This window comes from Methylobacterium soli (genome assembly GCF_008806385.1).
Taxonomy (GTDB): Bacteria; Pseudomonadota; Alphaproteobacteria; order Rhizobiales; family Beijerinckiaceae; genus Methylobacterium; species Methylobacterium soli.
In genome coordinates, this window is record NZ_VZZK01000004.1 from 109,360 (window position 1) to 136,042 (window position 26,683).

21 protein-coding genes are annotated in these 26,683 nt (G+C 69.4%); 7 read left to right on the forward strand and 14 right to left on the reverse strand.

What is annotated here, in order from left to right:
• Positions 1-7: 7 nt before the first annotated feature.
• From F6X53_RS05445 to F6X53_RS05460, 4 genes are all read right to left on the reverse strand, one after another.
• Positions 8-505 carry a DUF2721 domain-containing protein gene (locus F6X53_RS05445; RefSeq protein WP_191970711.1) on the reverse strand — a complete coding sequence of 166 codons (498 nt, stop codon included), beginning with the start codon at positions 503-505 and terminating at the stop codon, positions 8-10.
• A 128-nt stretch (positions 506-633) separates the two neighbouring features.
• Positions 634-1,539 (reverse strand): SDR family oxidoreductase, encoded by a 906-nt coding sequence (locus F6X53_RS05450; RefSeq protein WP_150997968.1) that lies wholly within the window; start codon positions 1,537-1,539, stop codon positions 634-636.
• Complete coding sequence (locus F6X53_RS05455) at positions 1,536-1,913, reverse strand: hypothetical protein (RefSeq protein WP_150997970.1); 378 nt, start codon at positions 1,911-1,913, stop codon at positions 1,536-1,538. The genes F6X53_RS05450 and F6X53_RS05455 overlap by 4 nt, the downstream gene beginning before the upstream one ends.
• 63 nt (positions 1,914-1,976) lie before the next feature.
• Positions 1,977-2,330 carry a hypothetical protein gene (locus F6X53_RS05460; RefSeq protein WP_150997972.1) on the reverse strand — a complete coding sequence of 118 codons (354 nt, stop codon included), beginning with the start codon at positions 2,328-2,330 and terminating at the stop codon, positions 1,977-1,979.
• A 403-nt stretch (positions 2,331-2,733) separates the two neighbouring features.
• Here F6X53_RS05460 and F6X53_RS05465 point away from each other — a divergent pair, with 403 nt between their 5' ends.
• Both F6X53_RS05465 and F6X53_RS05470 read left to right on the forward strand, forming a co-directional pair.
• The gene (locus F6X53_RS05465) at positions 2,734-3,408 is read left to right on the forward strand and encodes an HAD family hydrolase (protein WP_150997974.1); all 675 of its coding nucleotides are present in this window, start codon (positions 2,734-2,736) and stop codon (positions 3,406-3,408) included.
• Between the two features lie 24 nt (positions 3,409-3,432).
• On the forward strand, positions 3,433-3,822 hold the full coding sequence (locus F6X53_RS05470) for an acyl-CoA thioesterase (RefSeq protein ID WP_150997976.1): 390 nt from the start codon (positions 3,433-3,435) through the stop codon (positions 3,820-3,822).
• Between the two features lie 147 nt (positions 3,823-3,969).
• On the opposite strand, the gene F6X53_RS32190 is transcribed toward F6X53_RS05470, so the two are convergent.
• The gene (locus tag F6X53_RS32190) at positions 3,970-4,107 is read right to left on the reverse strand and encodes a hypothetical protein (protein WP_191970712.1); all 138 of its coding nucleotides are present in this window, start codon (positions 4,105-4,107) and stop codon (positions 3,970-3,972) included.
• A 161-nt stretch (positions 4,108-4,268) separates the two neighbouring features.
• Here F6X53_RS32190 and F6X53_RS05475 point away from each other — a divergent pair, with 161 nt between their 5' ends.
• Entirely contained in the window at positions 4,269-5,546 is a 1,278-nt protein-coding gene (locus F6X53_RS05475) for a cation:proton antiporter (RefSeq protein WP_150997978.1), read from the forward strand.
• A gap of 29 nt (positions 5,547-5,575) precedes the next feature.
• On the opposite strand, the gene F6X53_RS05480 is transcribed toward F6X53_RS05475, so the two are convergent.
• The 8 genes from F6X53_RS05480 to F6X53_RS05520 form a co-directional block, all read right to left on the reverse strand.
• Positions 5,576-5,767 (reverse strand): ComEA family DNA-binding protein, encoded by a 192-nt coding sequence (locus tag F6X53_RS05480; RefSeq protein ID WP_150997980.1) that lies wholly within the window; start codon positions 5,765-5,767, stop codon positions 5,576-5,578.
• Between the two features lie 128 nt (positions 5,768-5,895).
• Positions 5,896-7,074, reverse strand: coding sequence for a zinc-dependent alcohol dehydrogenase (locus F6X53_RS05485; RefSeq protein WP_150997982.1), 1,179 nt, complete (start codon positions 7,072-7,074; stop codon positions 5,896-5,898).
• Positions 7,075-7,603: 529 nt separating this feature from the next.
• Positions 7,604-9,916 carry a helix-turn-helix domain-containing protein gene (locus tag F6X53_RS05495; protein WP_150997986.1) on the reverse strand — a complete coding sequence of 771 codons (2,313 nt, stop codon included), beginning with the start codon at positions 9,914-9,916 and terminating at the stop codon, positions 7,604-7,606.
• Positions 9,917-10,555: 639 nt separating this feature from the next.
• The gene (locus F6X53_RS05500; RefSeq protein WP_150997988.1) at positions 10,556-11,146 is read right to left on the reverse strand and encodes a hypothetical protein; all 591 of its coding nucleotides are present in this window, start codon (positions 11,144-11,146) and stop codon (positions 10,556-10,558) included.
• Between the two features lie 553 nt (positions 11,147-11,699).
• Complete coding sequence (locus tag F6X53_RS05505; protein ID WP_150997990.1) at positions 11,700-13,145, reverse strand: tyrosine-type recombinase/integrase; 1,446 nt, start codon at positions 13,143-13,145, stop codon at positions 11,700-11,702.
• Positions 13,146-13,396: 251 nt separating this feature from the next.
• Positions 13,397-14,602, reverse strand: a complete 1,206-nt coding sequence (locus F6X53_RS05510; RefSeq protein ID WP_150997991.1) for an MFS transporter — start codon at positions 14,600-14,602, stop codon at positions 13,397-13,399.
• 160 nt (positions 14,603-14,762) lie between these two features.
• Positions 14,763-16,088, reverse strand: a complete 1,326-nt coding sequence (locus F6X53_RS05515; RefSeq protein WP_150997993.1) for a hemolysin family protein — start codon at positions 16,086-16,088, stop codon at positions 14,763-14,765.
• A gap of 130 nt (positions 16,089-16,218) precedes the next feature.
• Positions 16,219-16,482 (reverse strand): GNAT family N-acetyltransferase, encoded by a 264-nt coding sequence (locus F6X53_RS05520; RefSeq protein WP_150997996.1) that lies wholly within the window; start codon positions 16,480-16,482, stop codon positions 16,219-16,221.
• 249 nt (positions 16,483-16,731) lie between these two features.
• Between F6X53_RS05520 and F6X53_RS05525 the strand changes: the two genes are divergently transcribed.
• A complete protein-coding gene (locus F6X53_RS05525) occupies positions 16,732-18,420 on the forward strand; it encodes a methyl-accepting chemotaxis protein (RefSeq protein WP_150997998.1) in 1,689 nt (562 codons plus the stop codon).
• Positions 18,421-18,449: 29 nt separating this feature from the next.
• Here F6X53_RS05525 and F6X53_RS05530 read toward each other — a convergent pair whose 3' ends face one another.
• A complete protein-coding gene (locus F6X53_RS05530) occupies positions 18,450-19,634 on the reverse strand; it encodes a zinc-binding metallopeptidase family protein (RefSeq protein ID WP_150998000.1) in 1,185 nt (394 codons plus the stop codon).
• A 358-nt stretch (positions 19,635-19,992) separates the two neighbouring features.
• Between F6X53_RS05530 and F6X53_RS05535 the strand changes: the two genes are divergently transcribed.
• The 3 genes from F6X53_RS05535 to F6X53_RS05545 are packed head-to-tail and all read left to right on the forward strand — an operon-like array spanning position 19,993 to position 26,680.
• Positions 19,993-23,262, forward strand: coding sequence for a transglutaminase family protein (locus tag F6X53_RS05535; protein ID WP_150998002.1), 3,270 nt, complete (start codon positions 19,993-19,995; stop codon positions 23,260-23,262).
• Positions 23,259-25,778 (forward strand): circularly permuted type 2 ATP-grasp protein, encoded by a 2,520-nt coding sequence (locus F6X53_RS05540; RefSeq protein WP_150998004.1) that lies wholly within the window; start codon positions 23,259-23,261, stop codon positions 25,776-25,778. The genes F6X53_RS05535 and F6X53_RS05540 overlap by 4 nt, the downstream gene beginning before the upstream one ends.
• The gene (locus tag F6X53_RS05545; RefSeq protein WP_150998006.1) at positions 25,775-26,680 is read left to right on the forward strand and encodes a transglutaminase family protein; all 906 of its coding nucleotides are present in this window, start codon (positions 25,775-25,777) and stop codon (positions 26,678-26,680) included. The genes F6X53_RS05540 and F6X53_RS05545 overlap by 4 nt, the downstream gene beginning before the upstream one ends.
• Positions 26,681-26,683: the final 3 nt, after the last annotated feature.

Consider the following 26,683-nt stretch of genomic DNA (forward strand, 5'->3'; position numbering starts at 1 on the left):
CACGGCTTCATATCCCATTGCCGACATCCTTTCCGGCCCCTCCGCCGGCCTTGTCGGCCAAGTTCGGCACGTCGCGCAACTCGTCGTCGATCTGACGCACGACGATCCGCCCTTCCGCGATGACGATGGTCGCCGCCACGATGACCGTGACGAAGCCGCCGATTGCCGTGACGATGCCGCAGACCGTGACGGCTGCGGACCGCGGGACGATGACATCCAATGCGCCGAAGATGAGGGAGCCGATCAGCAGGATGGCCGCGACGAGGCCAAGGAGGGACGCCCGGCTCATCAGGCGGCACCTGTGCCGGTATGCGAGCACCTGTGCCTTCAGGTTGTCGGCCCGGCCGGCCTCGTGCCCCTTGGAGCGGTAATCTCCGACCGCCTGTTGGTAGCGGTTCAGGGCCGCGTCGTAACGCTGCTGCAGGAACCCCATGAAGATCCAGGCGGCGAACACGATGGACGCGTTCGGCCCGATGGCCTTGAGGACGTCGCTGAGCTGTACCATCGCGGATCCATGGTGGTGGGTGTCGTCACTTCGCCGACACGGTGCGCCAACCCGGAGCGGTCGATGTCCCCTGTTCGGTGCCGGTGGCATCGGATCGGATCCTCGCCCGACCCGATGCCTGTCGTTGCCTATGCGGTGCCGTTGCCGCCGGTGGCGCCATAGACTTCGCCCGTGACGAAGCTCGCCTCCTGAGAGGCCAGGAACACGTAGATCGGGGCGAGCTCGACCGGCTGACCCGGGCGGCCCAGCGGCACCTCCGACCCGAAGGTCTCGACCGCGTCCTGTGGCTGGCCGCCGGAGGGCTGCAGCGCGGTCCAGAACGGGCCCGGGGCGACGGCGTTCACCCGGATGCCCTTCGAGATCGCCTGCTTGGCCAGCGCCTTCGAAAACGCGACGATTCCGGCCTTGGTGGTCGCGTAATCGACGAGGATCTGCGGCGGGTTGTAGGCGACCACGGAGGCCGTGTTGATGATGGATGCGCCGGCCGGGAGCAGCGGCATCGCCGCCTTGGTGATCCAAAACATCGCGTAGAGGTTGGTCTTCAGCGTCAGGTCGAACTGCTCGTCCGAGATGTCGCCGATGTCCTTCCGGTTCGTCTGCTTGCCGGCATTGTTCACGAGGACGTCGAGCCCGCCGAGGCCCGTGACCGCCCGGTGGACCAAGGTCTCGCAGAACGTCCTGTCAGTGATGTCGCCCGGCAGCAGGATGGCCTTGCGACCCTCCGCCTCGATCAGCTTGGCGACCTCCTGAGCATCGGGCATCTCGGTCTCGACAAAGCTGAGGGCGACGTCGGCGCCCTCGCGGGCGAATGCGATGGCGGCGGCGCGTCCGATGCCGCTGTCGGCGCCTGTCACCAGGGCCTTGCGGCCTGCGAGGCGGCCATGCCCCCGGTAGCTGGTCTCGCCGTGGTCCGGCTTCGGGTCCATGGCCCCGGCGAGGCCCGGCGCTTCCTGCGGCTGCCGCTTGAACGGCGGCTGCGGGTATTGGGTGCGCGGGTCCTGCATCGTTGTGCGATGACCGGGTGAGTTCGTCATGATGTGTCCTTCGACATCGCCGGAAGCCCGGGCGGGGACGGCGACGCAATGATGGGTTGCTGGCGGAATGTCCGGCGCGCGGGGGCGGTTCCTGCTCCGGCCCGGTCACGCCCGGGCTTCGGGGACGCCACCTCGTCACGGCCCCAAGGGATGCCGAACCCCGCGTCGCCCACGGCCTTCCGGTCGGTGATCGGAGGCTCGGCCGCACGGGCGAAGACCCCCGCACGGATCCGGGAGATGCTCCCGGCGGACGTCGCGCCGCGGTTGGTCCGATGCCGGTTCAGCGGACCCATGGCGGCGTCGCAAGGACGTGCCTGGTCCTCGAAGGCGACGAGGTCCAAGCGCATGTCCTCGATCTCCGCGGGCCCGATCATCCCTGGCATCCCTGCGGCCGGGCGGAGGTCGTCACATCCCGGCCTGCACCGGGGATCCGAGACCTACGGCAGGGCGCCGATCATGCCCTTGGCCTGGGTCATCGTGTTCTCGCAGGCGCGCTTGTCGCCGCGCCGGTCCTCGTCCGCCGCACGCACGATGAGTGTCCTGGCGACGGCCACGTGGTCGGCGGTCGAGAGGGTCTCAGGATCGCTGGGAGCGTCGGCGCGGGCGGCGGCGATGCCCTTGGGCGATCCTGTCCGGACGGAGTGACCGTCCTGCAGCCCGGCGACCTGGATGGCCCCGGCGCTGTCGAGGCGACGCTCGATGGTGCCGATCTGCTCGGCGCAGGATGACGCCAGGACCGGAAGCGGCGACAGGACGAGGAGGACGGCGGTGAGGGTCGGAACGATGCGCATCGGCATGACTTTCGGGAGGTGGCAGCATCGTGGTTTCGCCCGGCGAGCGTTCGACCCGATGCCGTCCCTCACGCGGCGATGCAAGGGTAGCGTCCGGTCAACCAGCCCCGGCAGCTAATGTTGCATCGCAGCGTGAAAACGCGGGGCAGGTGTGCGTGGCCGGGCGAGCGATGGACGACTGGCAGCCCGGACCGGGCGCCTCACCGATATGACTTCCACCTGTCCGATGCGCGCTGGCTTCGTCAGCCTCGCCAACGACGTCGCCGAGGCGGGGACCGACTTTCGACGACTGCGACGCCCCGCCACCGTCCTGGTCTGGATCTCCGGTGACGCCACGCTCCCGGCGCACCGGAACATGCAACGCAAGCCACCGCTTTCGTAGAGGAAAGAAAAAAGGCGTTCCATGCCCACCGCAGTGATCTTCGACGTCGATGGCACCCTCATCGACTCGGTTCCCCAGCACGCCCGTGCCTGGCAGGACGCCTTCCGCGACTTCGGTCACGACATCCCCTTCGAGGACCTGCGACGGCAGATCGGCAAGGGCGGGGACCTCCTGCTTCCGGTGTTCCTGTCGGAGGCCGAGAACGCGCAGAAGGGGGAGGCGCTGGAGGAGCACCGCTCGAAGATCCTGAAGGAACGCTACCTGCCGACGATCCAGGGCTTGCCGCAGGTCCGTGCACTCGTCGAGCGCCTGCTGGCCGACGGCAAGCAACTCGCGCTCGCGTCCTCCGCCAAGGGCGACGAGCTGCAGACCTACAAGAAGATAGCCGACATCGAGGATCTCATCGGCATCGAGACGTCCTCGGACGATGCCGAGGAGAGCAAGCCGAACCCGGACATCTTCCAGGCTGCCCTGAAGCGCATCGATGGTGTCGCGGCGGAGGGAGCCATCGTCGTCGGCGATACCCCCTACGATGCCGAGGCCGCCAGCAAGGCCGGCATACGCACGATTGGCCTGCTCAGCGGCGGTTGGACGGCCGAGGAACTCATGCAAGCTGGCTGCATCGCCACTTACAGGGACCCCGCAGACCTGCTGGCTCAGTACGACACCTCACCGCTGGCTGGGTCTCGGACCTGAACGCGCAAGGGCGGAGCACCTCCCATGACAGACACCATCCCGAGCGTCTCCGACGGCCCGCACCTGCGCACCATCGCCATGCCGCGTGACACGAATGCAGGGGGTGCCATCTTCGGCGGCTGGACCGTGTCGCAGATGGATCTCGCCGGCGGAACCTTCGTGGCCCAGCGCGCCCAGGGACGCGTGGCGACCGTCAGCATCGATGCGATGCGCTTCCTGCGACCGATTGCGGTCGGCGACGAGGTGAGTTGCTATTGCCGGCTGCAGGAGGAAGGGGAGACGTCCCTGGCCGTGAAGATCGAGGTCTGGGTTCGGGCCCGCACCGGCAGCAACCCGGAGAAGGTGACTGAGGGCGTGTTCACCTACGTGGCCCTGGACGACGAGGGCAAACCCCGTTCCCTGAAGGGTGGTTGACGGTCGAGGGGCCAACACCGCCGACCTCATCTGCGCGCCCGTGCCGGCACGGTGCTGTCAAGCGCGCGTTCACCCGCATCGCCGGCCTTCTGCCCAGGGTTTGGTCCCTCGGTCCGAGAACGGCTTTCCGTGTGATGCGGAAGCGACCTACTTGCTCTTCCCACCCTTCTTGCCGAGTTCGGCCTGGGCCGACGACGAAGTGCGCGGGTTCGACTTTCCTTCGTGGCTGGCTTTGGCGTTCGCCTTCTTGGCCGTCTCGCTGCCGTGGCCCTTCTTCTCGGTCATGTTCGTCTCCTCGTGAGGCAACGGAAATGCGCCGGGCAAAAGCTCGTTCCTGGACGGGTCGTATATTGCGGGCCTGGCGGGATGTCGGAAACGCACGTCGTCAGGGTCGCAGGGAGGGTGCTACCGGGAACGAGCCCTCATCCGCGATGGTTCGCCCCTGAATGGAAACCTATGTCCTCGTCGTCGCCGGGTTCGGTGTCCTGGTGCTTCTGACGGCATGGCTGCCGATGGTGCTCCGGGCCTTACCCTTGTCGCTGCCCATCTGCTGCGTTGGGATCGGGGCCGCCCTATCCCTGATCCCCGCAATCGCGGACCTCACGCCCCATCCCGGTTCGCACGTCGGTCTCATCGAGCATGCTACCGAGGCGGTCGTCGTCATCTCGCTCATGGGCGCGGGCCTGAAGATCGACCGGCTGATCGGCTGGCAGCGCTGGGCGCTGACTTGGCGCCTGCTCGGCATAGGCATGCCGCTCACCATCCTGGCCCTGACCGTCCTGGGTTCTGCCCTGCTCGGCCTGGGCACGGCGGCGGCCCTGCTCCTGGGCTCGTCCCTGGCTCCCACGGACCCGGTGCTGGCGTCCGACGTGCAGGTCGGCCACCCGGCCGAGGACTACGAGGACGAGCCCCGGTTCGCCCTGACCTCGGAGGCGGGCCTCAACGACGGGCTCGCCTTTCCCTTCGTGAACCTTGCTATCGCCGGGGCTGGGACCGGTGGCTTCGCGGGCTTGGCGTGGTCGCACTGGCTCGCTGTCGACGTGCTCTGGAAGATCGTCGTCGGCGCCGTCCTGGGGGCCCTGATCGGACGGGCGCTGGGCTGGTTGACCTTCCACCTGCCCAACGTCTCGAAGTTGTCCCGGACCGGAGACGGCTTCGTCGCGCTCGGGGTGACCTGCATCGCCTATGGAAGCGTCCAGGCCGTCGACGGGTACGGCTTCGTGGGGGTGTTCGCGGCCGCGCTCGCGCTGCGCTCGTCCAGCCACGGGCACGACTATCATCGCAAGATGCACAACTACGCCGAGGAGCTCGAACGGCTCTTGATGATGGTGCTGCTCGTGGGCTTCGGGGCTATTCTGGTCGGCGGTGGGCTGCTCCAGGCCCTGACCTGGCAAGCCGCCGCGTTCGCCCTTATCGCCCTCCTGGTCGTGCGCCCCTTGGCGTGCTGGGTCGGCCTGCTCGGAAGCGGTCGATCCCGGGAGGATCGCGCGGTGGTCAGCTTCTTCGGCATCCGGGGGCTCGGGACGATCTACTATCTCTCCTTCGCCATGAGGCACGCCGCGTTCGAGGGGGCGGACCTGCTCTGGGCCACGGCGGGGCTGACGGTGCTGATCTCCATTCTCCTGCACGGGGTCACGGTGACGCCGGTGCTCCGCGCGCTCGACCGCCGGACGGGACGGGACATGGAGAGCGCCCAGCCCGACCTGACGCTCTCCCGGCCTTGACCCCGTGATGGCGGCGGACGCGACCCGCGTTACCCCTCGCCGACGCTGACGTCGCCCTCGACGCCATCGGTCTTGCCGCTCAGGCCCGGCACCTCGTCGAGCTGCCGCAGGCTCGTGAACCGGCCGCGCTCTACGCGGTACCGCGTGATCTCGAACCCGTGGTCCTTCAGGGCCGGTACGCCATCCAGTTTCTCGGCCGTCGCGGCATTCAGATTGATCATTCCAGGTCCTTCCGATGACCGGGCGCGAGTTCCCCGAGATGCGCTCGGCCACCTCACGCCAGACGATTGTTTGCCCGCGCGGGACCGGGCGCGATGGATGCTCGCGTCCCGGTCCCGTCCATGTCCGGTCAACCGTGCGGTTTGAACACGACCTTGGTGCAGTTGTCCTTCTTGTCCCGGAACATGTCGTACAGGGCCGGGCCGTCCCCCAGGTTCGTGGAACGATGGCTGATGATGAAGGACGGGTCGATGTCCCCGTTCTGGATGCGCTCCATCAGGGGCTTCATGTAGCGGACCATGTGCGTCTGGCCGGTCTTCAGGGTCAGACCCTTGTTCATCAGGACGCCCAGGGCGACCGGACCCACGGGGCCGGCGAAGACGCCGGGCATCGAGACGTTGCCGCCCGGGCGACAGGCCAGGATCGCCTGGTTCAGGGCAAACGGTCGTTCCAGGCTGACGGTGTGCTCCATGATGGCCGAGGAGACCTTCTGGAGCGTGGTGTCCGCGCCGTGGGACTCCATGCCGACCGCCTCGATGACCGAGTCCGGCCCAAGGCCATGGGTCATCTCCATGAGCGTGTCCTGCACGTTCTCCTTCGACAGGTCGATGGTCTCCGCGCCGGTTTCCCGGGCGAGCGCGAGGCGCTCCGGCACGCTGTCGATGGAGATGACCCGCTTGGCGCCCAGCATCAGGCAGCACTTCACGGCAAGCACGCCGACCGGGCCGCAGCCCCAGATGGCGACCGTATCCTCCGGACCGATGTCGCAATGTTCGGCGGCCTGGTAGGCGGTCGGGAAGATGTCGCTGAGGAACAGCACCTGCTCGTCGGTCAGGCCCTCGGGCACGACGATGGGGCCGACATCGGCATAGGGCACCCGCAGGTACTCGGCCTGACCGCCGGCGAACCCGCCGGTAATGTGCGAGAAGCCGAACAGGCCCGCGAGTGGATAGCCGTAGGTCTCGGCCTGGAGCTTGCCGTTCGGGTTCGTGCGCTCGCAGCAACTCCAGTTGCCCCACTCGCACTGGCGGCACTCACCGCAGCAGATGGTGAAGGGCACCACGATGCGGTCGCCGACCTTGAGCTTCCGGTTGTCGCGACCGACCTCGATGACCTCGCCCATGGTCTCGTGGCCCAGCACGTCGCCGCACTCCATGGTGGGCATGAACCCGCCCATGAGGTGGAGATCCGAGCCGCAGATCGCACAGGCGGTCACCTTGATGATGACGTCGCGCCCATGCTCGATCTTCGGGTCGGGCACGGTCTCGCAGGAGATCTTGCCCCTGCTCTGCCAAGTCAGCGCCTTCATGCGTGTCGTTCTCCCGGGGAATGACGGTCCGCCGAAGGGAAGAACCTTCCACCGGTCGACGCCAAGCGAGGGTCAATGGTTTCCACGGAGCACATGATCCTCAGGGTCCGAAATAAGGATGCTTGAACCGGGGACCGTGGCATTCGCGCCATCGCCGGAGAGGAGATCCCGACTGGTGGAGACCAACGGTACTTCGTCGCTCTTGTGGGGGACGAGGATGGCCGTCCCGTCTACTCGGCCACCCTCAACCATGCCCGGCATTCATCAGCGGTATAAGCCGGTGCCGCCGACGGCCCTTTCGCCTGCCGCCTCGGACGGAACGGAAAAGGTTGCTTTGCAAGACCTTCCGCGTCGGTCGCGTGGGAACTTGCTCGGGCAACCGTAGCCACTGGCCCCCAAAGCTCAACTTCGGCCTGCCGGTATGCGACCAGGTCGTCGGGCGCCTCCTCCGGTAGGGGGAACACCGAGCTCGCGTTGATCTCGAAGGGCACGTAAGTGTCCTCGCCGCCAGCGTCCCAGAGCAATGGCGTCACCCTAAGCGATAAGCCCGCTTGTATGCATTCTGGATCGTGCCGCGCCGGTCGCTTGAGTCGTAGCGGCCGTACGTCGCCCGTACCATGGCCACGTCGTCTTGGATCGCGTCCGCCGCCGCGGACCAGCTGTCCGTCGCCTTGAAGACGCCGGTCGCGACGATGTGGCGGAAGTCCAGCGGCGGGAACGCGCGCACATCGGGGATACCGGTTCCCGCATTCGCCCTGCCCGCCAAGTGACGCCCTGTGGCGGCCCGGACCTGATTGTCGATGGCGTCCGGGCACATCCGGCATGCGTCTGCCGCGGGGGGCAACTCGCCGTTGGGGAGCCGGACGACCTCGCGTTCGCGTCGCACCGGCCGGCGCTCGGCGTCGAGCCGCGGCCTGACCACGAACAGCGCATCGGTGTGGCCGATCAGCTGCCCGGTATGGCGGTCCCGCCTGATGATGTCGCGTCCCTGGGAGACGTATCTGGCGATTGCATCGTGCAGCCCGCACAGGTCCTGGATGTCCTCCTCGAAATCCTTCCAGGTGGTCCTGCCGACGCGGAAGTAGGTGCTCCACGGGTTCTTGAACAGGAACCGGGAGATGCGCAGCTTCCAGCCGCCGCCTTCCCGGCGGAGGTGCCCCCGGCCGTCCGACGTGTAGTCGAGGAGTGAGAGGGTCTCGGGACGCAATGGGAACTGCGAGAGCACGCCGACGAGGACCCGGTCCCGAAGATGCATTGCGGCGTGTATCCCGCCGGTGATCGCCTCCCCCTCCTGCTCCATGCCCCGATTGAGCGTGTGGAGGGCAGCGAGGGGTTCCGGGGAACTCAGGATGGGCAGCACCGGCTCGTGCGAGTCCCGCCCCGGCGCGACATGGCGCTGGTAGCTCTTGATGAGGCTGCGGCAGTCCCGGTGGGCACCGGCGCAGGCCCCGGCCCAGTCGGCCTGGACCGCCGCGATGTCCTCCTGTGTGACGAAACCTTCCACCGGCGTCAGCCGCGAGGCGAGTTCCGCGCGCTGGGCGAGCCAGCCGGTACCCGGCTTGAGCTGGCTGCGGATCATCCACAGGGCGCTGACCTCGGCCGTCGTGATGTAACCCTGCTTGAGCTTCTTGGCAGTCCGGTTCCTGTCGCTCCGGAAGGTCAGGTACGAATTGTAGAAGCGACCGGCGAAGACCAGGTGGGTCAGGGTCAGGTCCTCGGCCTTGACTGAGTAGGGACTTCCGGGCTTGGTCATGAAGCCGAGGATGCTGCTGAGTGCGCTCTTGAGGATGCGCAGCGTACCGGGCCGCCATAGCTTGCCTTCGCGCCGGTCCGTGCCCCGCCCGAGCGCGCCCTCGCCCTTGAAGCGCGCGAGCTCCCCCCACTCGCGCTCCAGGCGTTCGGGCCAGACGTTAAGGCGATAGGGCGAGCCGATTGTGTGGGAGACGTGGTGTTCGCGCCCCTTCTCATCGAGCAAGCGCTGGCAGGTCCCGAGGATCAAGGCATCGCGCTGGGCGGTCCCCCTGGCCATGATGTCGTCCGGTAGCTCGCGCAGGAGGCGGCGGCGTAGGGGCGTCCCCGGCGCAAATTCGGGCGGCAACGTGAGCTCGCGCGGAAGCGCGCCCTTACCGCGGCCGCTGAACCTCACACGCGAAGCGAGGGTCCCAGGCGCGAGGCGGCAGGCCGCTTCCAGACGGGCGACCAGATGCATCGAGAAGGGCCTTGGGGCGGCCCGCCCCCCGACCCAGGCGACCAGGGTGTGGAAGGTCATTCCGACCTGTTTGGCCGCCTTCTTCTTGGAGAGGCCGGCCTTGATGAGGGCGGTGCGAAGCGCCGACGCGAAGCTCTCGGGCAGGTCCTGGCCGGCCTCGTAGGTGGTGAGGAGCCGCAGGCACCAATTCAGCTCGGCCCGGAGGCTGCCGCTGCCATCGCCCAAATCAGCCAACAGGGTCTCGATGGCGGCCCTCGCGCAGGCGTCAGGACCGGTCGATTTGATGACCCGGTTCAACGCCCAGCGAAGGTTGGAGAGCTTCTTCCGGTTGCTGGACTGGTCCTCGGGCGCCTTCGATAGCGTCTGGGACCGTCCGTTGATTGCCAGCTCCTTGAAGCGAAAGGTGCTGATGCCGTCGATCCCGACTACCTGCGTGAGCCCGATCTCCCGAGCGAGCGCCTGGATCTCGCGTCGCGCGAACTGGCCGGAATGCACCTGCGACTGCGGCAGCCCCGTCTCCCGACGGACCTGCCACCAACAGATCTCGCCAAGCCGCTGAGGGTTCTCGGGAACGCCGCGACCTTCGTCGAGCAAGCGCTGCCGGTAGGTCCTGATCGCCTCGCACTGGGCCATACGAAGCGTCGCGAGCGACCCGAGCGGCCGCCGCCGACCACGGGTCGGCCGCTCGGGGGTACCCTGGACGTTGAGGCCTAGTGACATCGGAACTCCTGGTTCGAGGCATGGAGGGATAGGCATCAGGACAGCCGCTCTCGATGGCCCTGCCGGATCTCGGGAGACATGTCTGAGGACCCCGGTGCCTGGTCGGCCAGGGTCGTCCGGTCCGCACTGGAGAAGCATCAACAGCGTCGCCGCGAGGGCGCCCCTCGCGGCAATCGGCAGCACGCAGCCACCGATTAGCTACAACTGGATGCGATAAGCCAAATTGTACGACAAATCAACCATCATCCAAAGAACATAGTCAAGATCACAACCGCATTACGGGGCTTTATTCAGTAAATGATTGGATGATCTATCCTTGAATTTTCAGTCATACTCACGTCAAGGATTGACGCAGGCCATCACCAGCCAGACCGTATCTTTCCGATTTTTATCAGTAGTTTGTGGAGCAATGCTGCGCGGTGGCGCGTCTCGAAGGACCAATGCGGCAATTCTCTGTGACAGTCCCCAGATCGCGCCCGCGGGGGCAACCCCCGGGGCGCAACGGGCCGGGCCTAACGGCCTGCCCCCATGCCCAGCCAAGCCTGGCCTCACCTAGGCGAGCGAGTGCCTTGCCGTGATCTGAGCGTCAAAGCGCCCGAAACGCGGACGCCAATCGCCGAGGCCGATCCGATGGCCGGCCAGGTTGAGGAATTCCCGAACGTCTCCAGGGTTGAGGACGTCGGGAAGGAAGTGGGCCTCGAAGGACAGCCGCCAGCCGGCCGGGAAGCGTGGCCGCGTTCGCATGATCTTGCGCGGCCCGATGGAGACCGGGACGCGCAGACGGAACCGCGGGTCGCATCGAAGGTCCCCTAGGTCCTGGGGTCCATCGTAGACTAGGAGCGGGGCTTCCGGGACGAGGAATCCGGCGCGGACCGCCTTGGAGGCCCTTCGGAGCTTCGCAGCCTCAGCCACCATCGCCTCGATGGCCTCCCCGGGGACGCAGGGCACCCCTGAGCGCGCCCAGAGGCCACCGGTCCACTCAAGCTCGTCGATGCGGGCGATATCGGCGTCCGTCCGGGCGCGCTTGCGCGTGATGGCCGCTATCTCGCGTGAGATGGGGTCTAACGGATCGACGAGCCGCGCCGACCTCATCAAGAGCGGGGCCGTGCCGGTCAGCTCGACGGTCAGGCTCTCGTAAGTCATGGGCGGGTCTCCGTGGCGAAATGTGGCCTAGGCGGCGGCCAGGGACGAGGTCGCGTATGTCGGGGGGCGGACCGATTGGCCGGAGGGCATAGCGGCGCCGGCGCAACTCGGCGGTCACCACGCGATGGCAGGGCTGACAGAGCAGCGTGAGGTCCGCCGCGGCTTCGCAGCCGAACCGCTCGTAGGTCCTATGATGGACTTCGAGCCGCGCGTCCTCGGCCCCAGCGTTGCAGAGGCGGCAACGGCGGCCCGCGGACTCGATTTCGGAGAGGCGGGCCGCGCTCGTCCGCCACTCGGCAGAGCCGATGTAGCCCTCGTAAGATATCGGCATGGAACCTCCTTTCGGTTTGCCGCGCGACGAGAGCGCCTCACGGAAGCGCACGTTTCCCCGGCCATGACAGCCGACGTCCGCACCACCGAGCAGCCCGCTCGCGGCGCGTGTTGAGGTGTCTAGGAATGCTCGCGGAAACCCAACCGCTCGCCCGCCCCGCCCGATGGAGGCGGCAGAGGACCCGGGAATGCAGGCTCGGCGGAGGGGAGGGAGCCTGGATGGCTATTCCTGCGCCCTAATCTGCATCGGCTCCGTCACCGGACTTCCGTCCAGCGGCGGGAGGCGCAGCTTGGGCATCGCTCGCCGCGCGGCCCGCATCTCAGGACCTTCGCTGTAGACGTCGAGGGTGATGGATCCATTCGCATGCCCCACGATTCCGGAAATCAAGTCTGGGGCCACCCCTGCTTGCTGCATCCGTGAGATGAACCACCGCCGGAAGCTGTGGAAATTCACCCGCGAACGCCGGCTGCTCCCCACGACGTCGGCCACCCCGACGGTACGCCGATATTCCGTGAAATGGTTCGACGTCTTGAAACTACGCTCGCGCATGGAGCCGGCCTTCTTGACCGGGGGCCATTCAGGGAAAAGGTCGTCCCCATGTGCCTTCCCGGCGATCCTCCGCTCGATGACCGGCGCCAGGTCAGGATGGATCGGCACGAAGCGTCCGGCGCTCTCCTTCTTCTGCGGGTTGAAGAACAGGCATTTGTGGCGGACGTCGCTGACCTTCAGCTCGACGATGGCATTGAGGCGCGCGCCGGTGAGCGCCCCGATCATCATCAGGTCATGCATGTGCGGCGTGGCCGGTCCCAAGAGCAGGTCGGCCACTTCCCTGTTCGTGAATGGCCGCTCCTTTTCGGCGGCCCTTTTCTTGGGCTTCCTGACGGTGACGCCTTCGAACACGTTCTGCACGACCGCATCCGTCCTGTTGATCAGGAACTGCCAGTAGGATGAGAGCCTGCCGAGGTACTTGTTGAGCGTCACGGGCTTGTGACCGCTCGTCGCCTTCAGCGAGTCCGCAAAGGCATAGGCCTGCTTCTTGTCGATCCGTTCAAGCGTGGCCGGAACCTTCTGTTCGGCACACCATTGCAGCAGGAACTTGAGGGCCCGTTCGTCGTCGGCCTTCGTCCGAGGGGTTACGTCGAGTTGTGCCAGGTAATCGGCATGCAGGATGTCGATGGGCGTCGCGCGCCCGTAGGCAACGTCCGAGAAGGTGTCGGCCTTCCTGGCCTGCTCGGGCCGCGCCTCCTCAGCCTCGAAAGGCCCGTCCTCCGGATCCTCCAGGGTGATCCACTTGGCGTCCTTGTAACGGATCTCGGCCTGCTGCTCGTAGACGACCTCGGAGAAGGCTTGCCATTCCTCCGCTGAGCCCTCCCGCCGCAGCTTGGCGGCGATCTTCCCGAGGTCGATGGCGACACGCAGCTCGGTCTTGCTCGGGCCCCGCATGCTGGCGACCGCTTCCGCGATCCGCCTCTTGAAGCGCTCGACATGCGGCTTCTTCAGCAAGTTGGCGGTCCTGAGGCTGTCGGTGCCGAGAGGGTGCCGCAACCGCCCCGTGCCGACAACCCGCCGCGCCTCCGCGGGCACGGCGACGCTGACGCGCCACTGCGTGCCATGGAGTTCGAGGTACTCCTTCTGAGGGTCCGGTTTGCGCGGCAAGGTAAGCCCCATGTTGACGGCGGATAAGTCCCACGTTCGTCCCAGGACACGTCCCAAAATCCTTCGGGCGGCCAAAGGCTTGTTTAGCCTCAGGAGGTTAAGCGAACGTGGGTAGGTTTCCCCTCAGCTCCACCAGGCTTTCCTGGTGATCGTCAGGTACCGTATTCGGACATGATCCGGCGCCTTCGGTGCGACGAGCGCCGTCCTTCCCGCCACGCCCTGATCATGCGGTTCCCCCCGGATCCGCCCTGCGCCGTGCCCGCTTATCGCTCCGGCTGGCCGCTCGCCGGCGGAGCCGGATTCACCAGCAGCCTGGCCGTTGCGAGGCCGAGCAGGAGGATCGCGGCGCCGCATCCGGCCAGAGCCGCGAACTGGCCGACGCCCTGGAGGGCCGCACCCACGATCGCGACGCCGAGCGCCTGACCGCAGAAGAAGGAGAAGGCGTGTAGCGCGACCGCCGAGGCGCGCGCGCCCGGCGCCACCTCCGTCACCTGAACCTGGAACGTGTTGTGCAGCATGTAGAAGCCGAGGCCCATGGCGACGAGCGCGGCGCAATCGAGCTGCCAGCGTCCCGCGAGCCCGATCGCCAGCAGTGCCCCGGCGCAGACGATGCCGCCGCAGATCAGCATCCGCGACATCCCGAGAAAGCGCAGCAGCAGCCCGACCAGGGCGGAATAGAGCAGGCCCCCCGCGGCGAATCCCGCGAGCGCCAACCCCGCCTCCCGCGGGCCGCCCTCGCCGCGCGCCTCGATCAGCGGCGCCAGGTGGGGGAAGATCCCGAACACCGCGATCGCCTCGATGAAGACCGCCGCGAACAGGACGCGCGCCCGCGGGTTTCCGATGATCGCGCGATAGCGCGTCAGCGCCTGCCGGAATTCCGGCCGGCGCGGCGGGGCGCCGACGCCGCGCTCGAAGCCGAAGAGCGCGGCCGCGCAGCCGATCGCCCCGACGGCCGCCGTGATGGCGAAGACGCCCTGCCAGCCGACCTGCCCCTCGATCAAGCCCGCGAAGGTCGAGCCCGAGAGCTGCCCGAGGATCACCGCGACGAGGAAGCGGCCGATCGCCACCTGACGCCGCTGCATCGGGATGCGATCGCCCATCAGCGCGAGGGCGAGGGGCACGACGCCGCCGGCTGCCGCCCCCGCGACGATCCGCAGGCCGAACAGGAGGTCGATCCCGGTCGCGAAGGCACAGCCCGTGAGAGCCAGGGCGAGGAGGCCGAGGCAGGCCGTGATGACCCGCTCCTTGCCGAGCGCGTCGCCGACGGGACCGAGCACCGGCTGAATCAGCGCGTAGGGCAGCGCGAAGGCGGCCGAGAGCAGCGCCGCCGTGTGGGCATCGCTGCGGAGGTCGCGCGCCAGCACGCCGACGAGGGGCTCGACGGAGCGCCCCGCGAAGGTGCTGGCGAACCCGGCGACCGCCAGGACGGCGATCAGGCGCAGGGTCGAGGGCGCGGGTCCGGCGGTCACGGCCGCGCGTCGGGGCCGCGGCACCCGGCCTGCCGGGCGCCCCGCCGCCACCGAGGCCGCCACCGAGGCCACCCCAGCGGCGGATGAACCCGGCGCCCCCGAGGCGCGCAGGGCCGGTCGCAGGGGCAGCCCGGCGGCTGCGCCGGGGCCGGCCAGACCCTCAAGAGACCGCTTCCGTGCGCACGGCCAGGACCTTGTCGACCCTCCGCCCATCCATGTCGACCACCTCCAGGCGCCAGCCCTGCACCTCGACGAAATCGCCCGCGGCCGGGATGTGCCCGAGCCGGAAGATGATGAAGCCGGCGAGCGTGGTGAACTCGTCCGTATCGGGGCGATCCCCGAAGGCGAGCCGCTCGAACGCCTCCTCGGCCGGGATCATGCCGTCGATCAGCAGCGAGCCGTCGGAGCGCTCGACGACGGCGGGCTCCTCGCCCGGTTCCGGGATGTCGCCCGCGATCGCCTCCAGCAGGTCGGTCTGGGTGACGATGCCCTCGAGGCTGCCGTACTCATCCACCACAATGGCCATCTGCACCGGATTGCGCTGGAAGGTCTCCAGGACCGCCAGCACCGACATCGCCTCGTGCACGACGATGGGCGGCCGCGTCGCCGCATCCACGTCGACGCCCCCGCCATCGAGGAGCTGGTCGAGCAGATCCTTCTTGCGCACGACGCCGACGACCTCGTCGACGATGCCCTTGCTGACCACCACCTGCGCATGCGCGCAGGCGCGCACCGCCTTCAGAATCCGTTCCTGGCCGTCCTCGGTGTCGATCCACTCGATCTCGTGGCGCGGCGTCATGATCTCGCGGATGCGGCGCTCGCCGAGGGTGAAGATGCGCTCCACCGCCTCCTGCTGCGCCTCGCGGATCAGGCCGGCCTCGCGGCTCGCCTCGACCAAGAGGTTCAATTCGGCGGTCGAGTGCTGGCCGCCCTCGCCGTGGCCGGGTTGCAGGCCGCACAGGCGCAGGATCCCGTTCCCGAGCCCGTTGAGGAACAGGATCGCGGGGCGGAACACGAGGAGGAACAGGCTGAGCGGCCGGATCACCGCCAGGGCCGTGCGCTCGCTGCGCTGGAGGGCGAGGCTCTTCGGGGCAAGCTCGCCCAGAACGATGTGCAAGGCAGTGATGATCACGAACGAGATCACCACCGCGACGGTGTGGGCGGCGGCCGTGGCGAGGGAGAGCGGCAGCCAGGCGAGCGCAGGCTCGATCAGGTGCGCGAGCGCGGGCTCCCCGACCCAGCCCAGCGCCAGGGACGAGATCGTGATGCCGAGCTGGGTCGCGGCGAGGTGCGCGTCGAGATGGTCGGTTGCCCAGAGCAGGGCCTTGGCGTTGGTCCGCCGCTCCGCGACGAGTTCGGCGACACGGCTCCTGCGCACCGCCACCAGGGCGAACTCGGCGGCCACGAAGAAGCCGTTGGCCAGCACCAGGCCGAGGACCGCGAGTAGTCCCAAGCCGGTTGCCCAAGCATCGTCGGAAATCGTCATCTCCTCGTCCACACGGCGGCGCAGACCTAGCAGGAACCTCGGGCGCTCGCCATCGTCCTCCCGATGCTGTCACCAACGCGGTGAAGCCCGATCCGATCAGGGCGCCGAGCGCGGAATTCGGCGCCTGCGCTCAGGCGAGGAGATCGCGATGGTCGGGGTGGCGCCGCAGCCAAGCCCCGGCATAGCTGCACAACGCCACGATCCGCTGGCCATCGTCGCGTGCCCGGCGCGCCACGGCCTCCATCAACCGCCCGGCAGCGCCGGTGCCGCGCAGAACCGGCGGCGCGTAGACATAGGTGATGAAGAGGAGCCCCTCCTGGCGCCGGTAATCGGCGAAGACGGTCTCGTCGCCGACCCGCAATTCGAAGCGTCTCTTCTCGGTGTTGTCATGCATGGAGGCCCCACCAGGTCCCGGCCGCGTCCGAGGACGAACTGTTTCCGCTCGGGAGATGGTCCGGGCAACACGGCCGGCCAAGGCCTGGCGCGCTCTCCGCCGAAGAAGAGAACGCCTCGGCCTCAGGGCGCGCAGCCTGGTCGCCTCGGCGAGGTTTCAGAGAATCTCAATCAAATTGAATACATTTCGCTCAGGAACGCAGTCGAGCGGACCCGCCGCAGCCATCGCGACTGCCCAAAGGTGTCGGCCGTGTTCCTTCAGACTCTCTCGATTCGCACCAAGCTGATCGCGACGTTCTCCGCGCTCATCCTGTTCGTCCTCGGTCTCGGGATCCTCAGCCTGACGGGACTCGGGCGGATCCAGGGCCTGCTCGGCGACGTGGAGACGAACTGGCTTCCCAGCGTGCGCGTGACGGGCGAGATCGACGTTACCGCGGCGCGCTACACCACCAGCCTCCTGCGCCTGACGCAGACGGCGGAGCCCGGCGACCTCGCGGCGATCGAGGCCGACCTCGCAGCGCGCGCGAAGACGATCAGCGAGAAGATGAACGACTACGAGCCTCTGATCAGCTCCACCGAGGAGCGGGACCTCTACGAGACGTTCCGGCGCGAATGGGCGACGTTCATCGCGGCGGTCCAGCCGATCACGGCCGCCGTCCGCGCCGGGGAGCACAGCCGCGCCTACGCCCTCTACAAGTCGACCGGCGTCGAGCCGCGGCGGCGCGCCTCGGCGGCGCTCGAGAAGATCATCGCCCTCAACAATGCCGGGGCGGCGAAGGCGCAGATCGACGGCCGGGCCGCCTACGAGGCAACCCGGATGCAGGCGATCCTCGCGGCCGGCGCCGCCATGCTGCTGGCGCTCGTGCTCGCCGCCATCATCATCCGCGGCATCTCGGGCGGGATCGATTCCGTCGTGCGGCCGATGACGGCTTTGGCCGGGGGCGATCTCGCCGTGACGGTGCCCCACCAGGGCGTGAAGACCGAGATCGGGCGCATTGCCGACGCGGTCGCGGTCTTCAAGGACGGCCTCGTGCGGATGCGCCGGCTGGAGGAGGAGACGGCGCTCGCCCGCGCCGGCGCCGAGGCGCAGCGCAAGGCCGCGATGCGCGAGATGGCGGATGCCTTCGAGCGGGCGGTCGGCGGCATCGTCGGCCAGGTCTCCGCCGCGGCGACCGAGCTGCAGGCCACCGCGCAGGGCATGACCGCGACCGCGGCCGAGACCGCGACGCAATCGACGACGGTCGCGGCGGCCGCCGAGCAGGCGAGCGGCAACGTCACCATGGTGTCCTCGGCCGCCGAGGAACTCGGTTCGTCCGTCGACGAGATCGGCCGGCAGGTGGACGGCTCGGCCGCGCTGGCGCGGGCCGCCGAGACGGAGGCGGGGCAGACCGCGGCCCTGGTGCAGGAACTCAGCGCGGCCGCGAGCCGGATCGGGGATGCGGTGAAGATGATCTCCGACATCGCGGCCCAGACGAACCTGCTGGCGCTCAACGCCACCATCGAGGCGGCGCGGGCCGGCGAGGCGGGGCGCGGCTTCGCGGTCGTCGCCGCCGAGGTCAAGGAACTGGCCAACCAGACCGCGAAGGCCACCGACGAGATCGGCAGCCAGATCGCGCGCATCCAGGACGCTACCGGCGCGAGCGTGCGGGCGATCGCCGGCATCACCACCCGCATCGGCGACATCAGCGGGGTCGCGGCCTCGATTGCCGCCGCCGTCGAGGAGCAGGGCGCGGCAACGCAGGAGATCGTGCGCAACGTGACGCAGGCGGCGATCGGCACCGGCGAGGTGACGGCCAACATCGCGGGCGTGGCCTCCGCCGCCGAGGAGACCGGCGCGGCGGCCGCCCAGGTCCTGATGTCGGCCTCCGAGCTGTCGCGGCAATCCGAGCATCTCGGCGCCGAGGTGCAGCGCTTCCTCGACACGGTGCGGGCCGCCTGACAGGCGCGCCCGCGCCCGGCGGTGCCGGCTCAGACGTTCGGGGCCGCCACGCGGTTGCGCAGGCCCCGGATCACGGCCCGCAGGATGTCGGCATCGGCCTCGCCGACGCCGTCGGTCGAGCGCACCGCGTAGATGCGCTCGTGCACGAAGGCGAGCTTGGCGATCACCGCCGGGGTCAGCTTGAACGGGTAGAGGGCCGCCTGGCCCATGCTGCGGGAGAGCGAGTTGACCGCGTAGGTCAGCGGCAGCCAGACCTCGATCAGACGGTCGAGATCGGCGGTGCGATGGGGATCGAAATCGATCACCACCGGCTCGGCCGGCCCGTGCCGCAGGCGGGGACGCACGTGCAGCTCGAAGGCGCTCGCGGTCTCGATCGTGTCGACGATGTGGAGGTAGTGAGCCCAGGTCTCGGCGAAATCCTCCCAGGGGTGGCTCGTCGCATAGGCCGAGACGTAGAATTCCTCCCAATCCGGCGGTGCGCCCTGCGCGTAATGCCGCTGCAGGGCGGCGCCGTAATCCTGGCTCTCGTCGCCGAACAGGGCCCGGAAGGTGACGAGGCTGGGGTCGCCCTGCACCAGCACGTTCCAGAAATAATGACCCACCTCGTGGCGGAAATGCCCGAGCAGCGTGCGGTAGTATTCCCCGAACAGCATCCGGCGCCGCTCGCGCTCGACGTCGTCCGCCTCCGCGATGTTGAGGGTGATGAGCCCGTTCTGGTGCCCGGTCAGCACGGGTGGTCCGATCAGGAAGCTCTCGGCCGGGTCGACCAGGAAGTCGAAGGCAAGGCCCGTCGCGCTCTCGGCCCGCGAGGGAAGCGGCAGTTCGAGCCGCAGGAGCGAGTAGAACATCCGGTGCTTGGCCGCCTCGATCTGGCGCCAGCGGATCAGGTTCCAGCCCACCGTGAGGTCGGGCACCACCCGGTTGTGGCGGCAGGCCCGGCAGAAGATCTCGGGCGAGGAATCCGGCACCAGCCAGTTGCAGGCCGCGTGCTGCGCGTTGGCGCAGAACCGGTACTTCGCGCCCGGGCTGGCATAGGCGTGAAAGGTCTGGGCATGGAAGGTCTGGGCGGATCCCGCCTGGGACTGGCCGGAGGGCTCGACGGCCGAGACCTCATGCACCTCGCAGACATAGCCCAGGCGCCGCTCGCAACTCTCGCAGGCCGTACTCTCGAAGCTGACCGGCTGATCGCAGGCTTGGCACTGGAAGATCTTCATCTCAGGATTCCGGTGCCATTCCGCGGCGACCGCGGCAGCATCTTCGAGCGTCAAGGGCGCTTCGGCGCCAAAGTTCCCGCCCATCATGGCGCCCGCCGCGAACGCGTGGCCGCGCGTCGCGTCCCGCTCTGGGCCGAGCGGCCGGCCGCCCGGTCAGGCAGGGCGCCCCGGCTCGCGGCCTCCGGGGATCTCCGCAGCCGCTCGCCGGGACGCTGCGGGCTGCACGGAACTTGCTTAGCCGATGCGGCCTCGGCCACCCTCGGTCGAGCCTGCCGCCGCGCTCCGAATGCGGTAGAGTGACCACGCCAACACAGCCGGCCGCGCCCTGCGCCGGACGTCCGCAGCGACGGGAGTCCTCGTGTCGATCAAAGCCGCCCTGCATCACGTCACGCATTATCGGTACGACCGGCCCATCGCGCTCGGCCCTCAGGTGATCCGCCTGCGGCCGGCGCCGCATACCCGGACGAAGATCCCGTCCTACGCGCTGAAGGTGACGCCCGAGAACCATTTCGTGAACTGGCAGCAGGATCCGAACGGCAATTGGCTCGCCCGGCTCGTCTTCCCGGACAAGGCCACGGAGCTGAAGATCGAGGTCGACCTCACCGCCGAGATGTCGGTGATCAACCCCTTCGACTTCTTCGTGGAGGACTACGCCCAGACGCGGCCCTTCGCCTACGCGGATGACCTCCTGGGCGAGCTCGCCCCCTACCGCGTCACGGAGGACGCGCAGGGCCCGGAGATCGATGCCTTCCTGGCGCGCCTGCCGACGGAAACCGGCACGGTGCAGTTCCTCGTCGCGTTGAACGACCTCGTGCGCTCCGAGATCGCCTACGGGGTGCGCATGGAGCCGGGGGTTCAGACGCCTGCCGAGACCCTGCAGCGCAGGAGCGGGTCGTGCCGCGACTCCGCTTGGCTCCTGGTTCAGGTGCTGCGCCGGATCGGTCTCGCCGCGCGCTTCGTCTCCGGCTACCTGATCCAGCTCGTGCCCGACACCACCGCCGTCGATGGCCCCGAGGGCACCAAGACCGACTTCACCGATCTGCATGCCTGGGCGGAGGTCTACCTGCCGGGCGCGGGCTGGATCGGTCTCGACGCGACCTCGGGCCTGTTCTGCGGCGAGGGCCACATCCCGCTGGCCGCAACCCCGCATTACCACTCCGCCGCGCCGATCTCGGGCGTTTCCGAGCCGGCCGAGGTCACGTTCGGCTTCGAGATGTCGGTGACCCGCGTCGCCGAGGCGCCGCGCATCACCAAGCCCTTCTCGGAAGCGGTCTGGGCCGCCATGGACGCGCTCGGCGACCGGATCGACCAGGACCTCGCGGCGCAGGACGTGCGCCTGACCATGGGCGGCGAGCCGACCTTCGTGTCGATCGACGACTACGAATCCCCCGAATGGAACGCCGCCGCCGTGGGCCCGACGAAGCGCGGCCTCGCCGACACGCTGATCCGGCGCCTGCGCGACCGCTTCGCCCCCGGCGGCATGCTGCATTACGGCCAGGGCAAGTGGTATCCCGGGGAGAGCCTGCCGCGCTGGGCCTTCGCGCTCTACTGGCGCCGGGACGGACAGCCGATCTGGCGCGATACGGGCCTGATCGCGGCCGAGAACGGCCCGCGCACCGCCGAGCCCGAGCAGGCGCGGGCGCTGATCACGGCGCTCGCCAAGACGCTCGGCCTCGGCCCCTTCGTGATGCCGGCCTACGAGGACCCGAAATACTGGACCGAGAAGGAGGCGGAGCTGCCTCAGAACGTCACGACGGAGAGCCCGATGCTCGCCTCCGCCGAGGCCGATGCCCGCATGAAGCGGGTCTACGAGCGGGGTCTCGGGCAGGCCGCCGGCTACGTCCTGCCGCTCGCCAGCCTGCCCACCGGCGAGGCGGGCGATTCCGAGCGCCGTTGGGTCTCGGAAGCCTGGGAATTCCGGCGCGGCCACGCCTTCCTGACGCCCGGCGACTCGCCCCTCGGCTTCCGCCTGCCGCTCGCCTCGCTGCCGCACGTGCCGCCGGAGCACTATCCCTATTACCAGCCGCAGGACCCGCTCGAGACGCGCGCGCCGCTGCCCGACGGGCATCCGGGTGCCCGGACCGTCAACGGCGCGGGTATCACCGGGGTCGCCGTGCGCACCGCGTTGGCGGTCGAGCCCCGCGACGGCGTCCTCTGCGTGTTCATGCCCCCGCTGCAGCGGGTCGACGAGTATCTCGAACTCGTCGGGCACTTGGAGACGGCCGCGGCCGCGCTCCGGCAACCGATCCACATCGAGGGCTACGAGCCGCCCTACGATCCGCGCGTGAACGTCATCAAGGTCACGCCCGATCCGGGCGTGATCGAGGTCAACGTGCATCCGGCCGCGACCTGGCGCGAGGCGGTGCAGATCACCACCGACCTCTACGCCGATGCCCGCCAGACCCGGCTCGGCGCCGAGAAGTTCATGACCGACGGACGCCATACCGGGACCGGCGGCGGCAACCACGTGGTGCTCGGCGGCGCGACGCCGGATGATTCGCCCTTCCTGCGCCGGCCCGACCTGCTGAAGAGCCTGGTGCTCTACTGGCAGCGCCACCCGTCGCTCTCCTACCTGTTCTCCGGCCTCTATATCGGGCCGACGAGCCAGGCGCCCCGCATGGACGAGGCCCGCCACGACGGGCTCTACGAGCTCGAGATCGCCCTCGCGCAGGTGCCGGCGCCCGACACGCCGAACATCCCGCGCTGGCTCGTCGACCGGATCTTCCGCAACATCCTGGTGGACGTCACCGGCAACACCCATCGGGCCGAGATCTGCATCGACAAGCTCTACTCGCCGGACGGTCCGACGGGGCGGCTCGGCCTCCTCGAGTTCCGCGGCTTCGAGATGCCGCCGGACCCGCGCATGAGCCTGGCGCAGCAGCTGCTGCTTCGCGCCATCGTGGCCTGGCTCTGGCGCGAGCCGCAGGAGGGCGGCTGTGTCCGCTGGGGCACGACGCTGCACGATCGCTTCATGCTGCCCCATTTCCTCTGGGCGGATTTCCGCGGCGTGCTGGAAGACCTTCGCGGGGCGGGCTACGATTTCGACCCCGCCGCCTTCGAGGCGCAGGCCGCCTTCCGCTTCCCGGTCTTCGGCACGGTCGAGCATGGGGGCGTGGAACTCGAACTGCGCCAGGCGCTGGAACCCTGGCACGTGCTCGGCGAGGAAGGAACGATCGGTGGTACCGTGCGCTTCGTCGACAGCTCGGTGGAGCGCCTGCAGGTCAAGGTCAGCGGGTCCGTGCCCGGGCGGCACATCATCGCCTGCAACGGCCGGCGCCTGCCGATGACCGGCACCGGCACCGGCGGTGAGGCGGTCGCGGGCCTGCGCTTCAAGGCCTGGCAGCCGGCCTCGTCGCTGCACCCGACGATCCCCGCGCACTCGCCGCTCACCATCGACATCCTGGATGCCTGGAGCGGGCGCGCCCTCGGTGGCTGCCGCTATCACGTCGCCCATCCGGGCGGGCGCAACTACGAGACCTACCCGGTCAACACCTACGAGGCCGAAGGGCGCCGCCTCGCGCGCTTCCAGCCGCAGGGCCACACGCCGGGCCGGGTCGCGATGCCGCTTTCCGAGATCAATCCGGAATTCCCGCTCACCCTCGACCTGCGCAGACCCGCGCCGCGATGAGCCCGGCGGCCGGCCAGGACGCGGAGAGCCCGTCCGAGCGGCTAAGCCGCTGGACGGGGGGCTACCGGCCTCAGCCCGGGCTGCCGGACGAGTTCCTGGGGGCCGGCGGCGCGATGCGCGGCGCCTGGCCTCGGCTGCTCGCCCGCCTCGGCGGCTTGAGCGAGGCCGAGATCATGGCCCGCTTCGTCTCCGCCGAGCGCCATATCCGGGATACCGGCATCTCCTTCCGGATCTACGGGGACCAGCGCGAGCATGCCTGGCCGCTCGGGTCGCTCCCCCTCGTGATCGAGGCGGCCGAGTGGCGGGCCCTGAGCGAGGGCCTCGTCCAGCGGGCGGAGCTGATGGAGGCGATCCTCGCCGACGTCTACGGCCCCGGGAACCTCGTCTCGGCCGGTCTCCTGCCCGCGGCGGTGGTGGCGGGCAGCCCCGAATTCCTGCGCCCGCTCCATGGGGTGAGCCCGCCCGGCGGGCGATACCTCAAGCTCTACGCGGCGGATATCGGGCGGGGCCCGGACGGTCGCTGGCGGGTGCTGGCCGACCGCACCCAGGCCCCCTCGGGCCTCGGCTACGCGCTGGAGAACCGGATGGTGCTGACCCGCACCTACCCGGATCTCTACCAGGATCTCCAGGTCGAGCGCCTTCCGCCCTTCTTCCAGAGTTTCCGCGAAGGGCTCGCGGCGGGCGCCGAGCGGGCCGATCCCCGCATCTGCCTCCTCACCTCCGGGCCCTATTCCTCGACCTATGTCGAGCAGGCGGCGCTCGCCCGCTATCTCGGCCTGATGCTCGTCGAGGGCGACGACCTCGTGATGCAGGACGGCTGCCTCCACGTGCGCACCGTCTCCGGGCTCAAGCGGGCCGACGCCCTCTGGCGCCGGATCGACGCGGATTACCTCGACCCGCTCGAGCTGAACCCGGCCTCGCGCCTCGGGGTCCCGGGCCTGATCGAGGCCCTGCGCAACGGCAGCCTGGTGATGGCCAACATGCCGGGCTCCGGCATGGTCGAGTCGGGGGCGCTCGCCACCTACCTGCCGGGCATCGCCCGCGCGCTTCTCGGCGAGGACCTGCGCCTCGAGAGTCCGCGAACCTGGTGGTGCGGCGATCCCGATGGCCTCGCCTACGTGCGCGATCATCTCGACGGCCTGACGCTGCGCCCCGCCGCGACGCCCCAGCGCGGGGCCGGCCGCGATGCGATCCTGGGACCGCACGCGCTCGCCGCAGACCGCGAGCGCGTGGTGGCGGCCCTGCGCGACCGGCCCTTCGACTATGTCGGCCAGGAAGCCGCGCCGCTCTCCACGATGCCGGGCTGGGAGCGCGGCGATTCCGGCCTGCGCTTCGTGCCGCGGCCCTTCGCCCTCCGGGTCTTCGCGACCCGCACGCCACAGGGCTGGCGGGTGATGCCGGGCGGATTCTGCCGGATCTCCGAGCGGCCCGACGTCGATCCGATCGAGATGCGCCTAGGCATCAAGTCGGCCGATGTCTGGGTCCTCTCCGACAATCCCGTCGATGCGCCGACCCTCGCCGCGCAGGGCGCGCCCCGCGTGCGGCGGATCGCCGGCCACCTGCCGTCGCGGGCCGCCGACACCCTGTTCTGGTACGGGCGCTACACCGAGCGGGCGGAGGCGGTGATCCGCCTCGTCCAGGCGCATCTCGGCAGCGTGGGCGACGCCGTCGTCACCGACATCACCGGGGATGTCCGCGCCCCGACGGCTCTGCGCATCCGGGCGATTCTCGACGAGTGGGGGGCGGTCAGCGCCCCGAATCTGCCCACCGCCGCCATGGCGCAGGAGGCCCTGGTCGGGCGCGCGACCCGCGGCTCGGCCCGGGCCCACATCCTCGCGGCGCGCACCAACGCCGCGACCCTGCGCACGCGGCTGTCGGGCGAAGCCTGGCGGGTTCTGGCCGACCTCGTGGACCTGCTCTCCCTCGACCAGGCCCGCGACTTCGCGGAATCGCAGCTCCTGCGCCGGGCCGAGCGGGCACTCAGCCACATCGCGGCCCTGTCCGGGCTGACCCACGAGAACATGAGCCGGGCGGCGGGCTGGCACTTCGTCGATCTCGGCCGGCGCATCGAGCGGGCGATCAACACCTGCTCCTTCGCCATGGCTTTTGCGGGCGACGCGGCGAGTGCCGACGATCTCGGGGTGATGCTGGCCCTGTGCGACTCGCAAGTGACCTACGGGGCGCGCTACATGCAGGGCGTGGCCCTCGACCCCGTCCGCGACATGGTTCTGCTCGATCCCTACAATCCCCGCTCCGTCGCCTTCCAGGTGGAGGCGGTTTTGCGCCATCTCGCGGACTTGCCGGCGCTCAGCGCCGACGGCATCCCGGAGCCGCACCGGCGCCTCGCCTCGCGGATCGCGGCCGAGTTCTCCGCGGGCGAGGCGGGGGATTTCGACGGCGTCGCGATGGCGCGCCTGGAAAGCGAGCTGGAGCGCCTCGCCGACGCCATCGCGGGCCGCTACTTCCCGAACGGCCCGCACGCCCTGCGCCCGGAGAAGCTCGCGGGGCTCGCGTGATCTATACGCTGCGCCACCTGACGGCCTATCGCTACGGGCGCCCCGCCCGGTTCGCCCGCTGCTCGCTGCGCCTCCGGCCCCGCGACGGCGAGGGCCAGACCGTGCTGGCGAGTCGCCTCGAGATCTCCCCGGCCCCGCAGACCGAGATCCGCCGCCAAGATTATTTCGGGATCGAGACCACCGCGATCACCATCGACACGCCGCACACGACCTTCCGGGTCGAGGCCCTGTCGCGCATCGCGGTCGCCCGTCCGCCCCTGCCGGACCCGGAGACCGGGCGCCCCTGGGAAGCGGTCCGCGACGCGGCGGCGGCGAGCCGCGATCTCGGACCGGAGGCGCCCGTCCACTTCCTGTTCCCGAGCCAGCGGGTGCCGCTCCTGCCCGCCGTCACCGATTATGCGCGAGCGAGCGTCCTTCCGGGCCGCAGCGCCTACGGCGTCGCCTTCGACCTGATGCGGCGCATCCAGAGCGACTTCCGCTTCGATGCGAAGGCCACCACGGTCGCGACGCCCCTGGCCGAGGCCTTCGCCCTCCGGGCCGGCGTCTGCCAGGATTTCACCCACGTGATGATCGCGGGGCTCCGCGGCCTCGGCCTGCCGGCGGCCTATGTCAGCGGCTATCTCCGCACCACGCCGCCGCCGGGGCGGCCGCGGCTGCGCGGAGCGGATGCGAGCCATGCCTGGGTCTCGGTCTGGTGCGGCGACCGCTGGATCGGTCTCGACCCGACGAACGGCGTCGGCGTGCGCGACGACCACCTCGTGGTGGCGCGGGGCCGCGATTACGGCGACGTCTCGCCCATCGACGGGATCGTCAGCGCCTCGGGCTCCCAGAAGCTCAAGGTCGAGGTCGACGTGGTGCCGGAGCACGAGGAGGCGGAGGTCGCCGCCGCGCTCTTCGCCTGACGC

Coding starts and splice junctions, on each gene's coding strand:
- F6X53_RS05515 (WP_150997993.1), bottom strand. CDS start 16,088: ATGACGATTTCCGACGATGCTTGGGCAACCGGCTTGGGACTACTCGCG.
- F6X53_RS32190 (WP_191970712.1), bottom strand. CDS start 4,107: ATGACCGAGAAGAAGGGCCACGGCAGCGAGACGGCCAAGAAGGCGAAC.
- F6X53_RS05530 (WP_150998000.1), bottom strand. CDS start 19,634: ATGAAGATCTTCCAGTGCCAAGCCTGCGATCAGCCGGTCAGCTTCGAG.
- F6X53_RS05485 (WP_150997982.1), bottom strand. CDS start 7,074: ATGAAGGCGCTGACTTGGCAGAGCAGGGGCAAGATCTCCTGCGAGACC.
- F6X53_RS05520 (WP_150997996.1), bottom strand. CDS start 16,482: ATGCATGACAACACCGAGAAGAGACGCTTCGAATTGCGGGTCGGCGAC.
- F6X53_RS05505 (WP_150997990.1), bottom strand. CDS start 13,145: ATGGGGCTTACCTTGCCGCGCAAACCGGACCCTCAGAAGGAGTACCTC.
- F6X53_RS05445 (WP_191970711.1), bottom strand. CDS start 505: ATGGTACAGCTCAGCGACGTCCTCAAGGCCATCGGGCCGAACGCGTCC.
- F6X53_RS05450 (WP_150997968.1), bottom strand. CDS start 1,539: ATGACGAACTCACCCGGTCATCGCACAACGATGCAGGACCCGCGCACC.
- F6X53_RS05475 (WP_150997978.1), top strand. CDS start 4,269: ATGGAAACCTATGTCCTCGTCGTCGCCGGGTTCGGTGTCCTGGTGCTT.
- F6X53_RS05500 (WP_150997988.1), bottom strand. CDS start 11,146: ATGACTTACGAGAGCCTGACCGTCGAGCTGACCGGCACGGCCCCGCTC.
- F6X53_RS05480 (WP_150997980.1), bottom strand. CDS start 5,767: ATGATCAATCTGAATGCCGCGACGGCCGAGAAACTGGATGGCGTACCG.
- F6X53_RS05495 (WP_150997986.1), bottom strand. CDS start 9,916: ATGGCCCAGTGCGAGGCGATCAGGACCTACCGGCAGCGCTTGCTCGAC.
- F6X53_RS05460 (WP_150997972.1), bottom strand. CDS start 2,330: ATGCGCATCGTTCCGACCCTCACCGCCGTCCTCCTCGTCCTGTCGCCG.
- F6X53_RS05455 (WP_150997970.1), bottom strand. CDS start 1,913: ATGATCGGGCCCGCGGAGATCGAGGACATGCGCTTGGACCTCGTCGCC.
- F6X53_RS05540 (WP_150998004.1), top strand. CDS start 23,259: ATGAGCCCGGCGGCCGGCCAGGACGCGGAGAGCCCGTCCGAGCGGCTA.
- F6X53_RS05465 (WP_150997974.1), top strand. CDS start 2,734: ATGCCCACCGCAGTGATCTTCGACGTCGATGGCACCCTCATCGACTCG.
- F6X53_RS05470 (WP_150997976.1), top strand. CDS start 3,433: ATGACAGACACCATCCCGAGCGTCTCCGACGGCCCGCACCTGCGCACC.